This is a genomic window from Bradyrhizobium lablabi (assembly GCF_001440475.1).
Classification (GTDB): domain Bacteria; phylum Pseudomonadota; class Alphaproteobacteria; order Rhizobiales; family Xanthobacteraceae; genus Bradyrhizobium; species Bradyrhizobium lablabi.
Genome location: NZ_LLYB01000094.1, coordinates 190298 through 192080, shown reverse-complemented (window position 1 = coordinate 192080; position 1783 = coordinate 190298). Strand labels below are relative to the sequence as shown.

The following is a 1783-nucleotide window of genomic DNA, read 5'->3' as shown; positions in this document are numbered from 1 at the left end:
CGCCGTCTCGAACCATGTGGCCCCGCTGGTGCCATTCATCCTTCGAGACGCGCTTTCGCGCTCCTCAGGATGAGGTCTAACATCGAGGTAATGCTTCAGCGTCCCACCCGCGTCCAGTTCTCGCCGCCGCAGATCGCGCCGACGCAGCCTTCGACACGCAGTGTGTCCGGCCCCGCCACCGCGATGCTGCTCGCATAGGTGCCGCCGTCGTCGGCGTTGTAGATCTGGCCCGACCATTTGTTGGCAGCGGTGGGCTGCATGCCGCTGAACAGCGGCAGGCCAATCATCGGCCGCTTTTTCATCGCCGGATTCGGATTCTTGTCATCGACTTGGGGCTTGCCGGTGGCGGGATCGACCGGCTCTTTCAGTCCGACGATCGTGCCGCAGATGCCGCCGCCGCATTTGCTGACCTTCACCCGCGCGTCGCCGGCCTGGGTCTGCCAGACGCCCGTGGGATCGCCGGCGCCTTGCGCAAAGGCCGATGGTGCGAGCAGCAATGCCGCCGAGATCGCGATGATGAAAGGTGCCTTGCAAGCCATGAATGATTCCTTCGAAAAGCAGGCCTGCATAGCAACAAATCAGATTTGTGCAACGTCGGATTGAGTGCAACTTTTCGTGGGGCGTTCACTTTCCCCAGCGCGTGAGACGAACCGAGAGCGCGGTCGTGAGGCCGAACACCACCATCGCGCCGCCGACCAGCGCAAACAGTGTCCAAGCGGGCGCGCCCGAGGAGGCCAGCCACCAGCCGCCGACCGCGACCAGCACCAGACGCAGCGTCCCGGCCAGCACCGGCCCGCCGACTTTTGCCGCGCCTTGCGAGGAGAAATAGAGGCACACGCCGAGGCCGAAAAAGCCGAATCCCGGGCCGGCCCAGCCGAAATAGGAGCTGGCGGCCGCGGTCACGCCGGGGTCGCTGGTGAACAGCGACACCCACAGCAGCGGCTTGATTGCGACGATCAGCCCGACGAATCCCACGGTGAGGCCGGCTGCCGCGGCCGCCGTCCATGCCACCCGTCGGGCGCGCGCCACAAGCCCTGCGCCCATCGCCATGCCGATCATCGGGACCGAGGCGACGCCGAACGCAAAGGTGATCGGGATCAGCAAAAATTCCAGCCGCGACCCCATGCCGTAGCCGGCCAGCGTCTCGGTGCCGAAGCCGGCGAGAATCTTGGTGAAGATCAGGATGGTCAGCACGCTCTGCAACGGCGACAGGCACGCGATTGCGCCGACCTTGAGAATGTCGATGAACATATCGCGCTGGAAGGTGAAGGACCTGACACGCAGGGTCAGCCGGCTGCGGCCGCTGAGAAGATACCACGCCAGAAAGACGGCGCCGAGCGTGAAGGCTGCGAGCTGGCCGGCAGCGACGCCGCGCATGCCGAATTGCGGCAGGCCGAACAGCCCAAGGCCCAGGGCGCCGCCGACCGCGACCTGGACGACGGCGATACCGATCAGCACGGCCGACGGAACGCGCATGTCGCCGGTGCCGCGCACCACGGAGGCCAGCGTGTTGACCAGCCAGATCGCGATCGCGCCGGAGAACAGCACGTGCGAATACTGCATGGCCTGTTCGAGCACGCCGCCGCGTCCGCCGAGCATCGTGTAAAATGCACGGCCGAAGATCAGCATCGTCACCGTGAAGAACAGTCCGGCGCAGGCGCCGATCATCGCCGCATGCAGCGCCAGCGTCGCCGCGCGGTCGCGGTCGCCCGCGCCGAGCGCGCGGCTGATGGCGGAGGTGACGCCGCCGCCCATCGCGCCCGCCGACATCATCTGGGTCAGC

The 1783-nt window shown here is 66.6% G+C and carries 2 protein-coding genes; both read right to left on the bottom strand.

The genetic code is table 11. The annotated features are described in order from the left end of the window. Positions 1-95: 95 nt before the first annotated feature. Positions 96-539 (bottom strand): DUF2147 domain-containing protein, encoded by a 444-nt coding sequence (locus tag CQ14_RS28005; RefSeq protein WP_057861061.1) that lies wholly within the window; start codon positions 537-539, stop codon positions 96-98. An 85-nt stretch (positions 540-624) separates the two neighbouring features. After that, positions 625-1783 (bottom strand): MATE family efflux transporter (locus CQ14_RS28000; RefSeq protein ID WP_245320557.1); only part of this gene is annotated, 1159 nt, incomplete at its 5' end.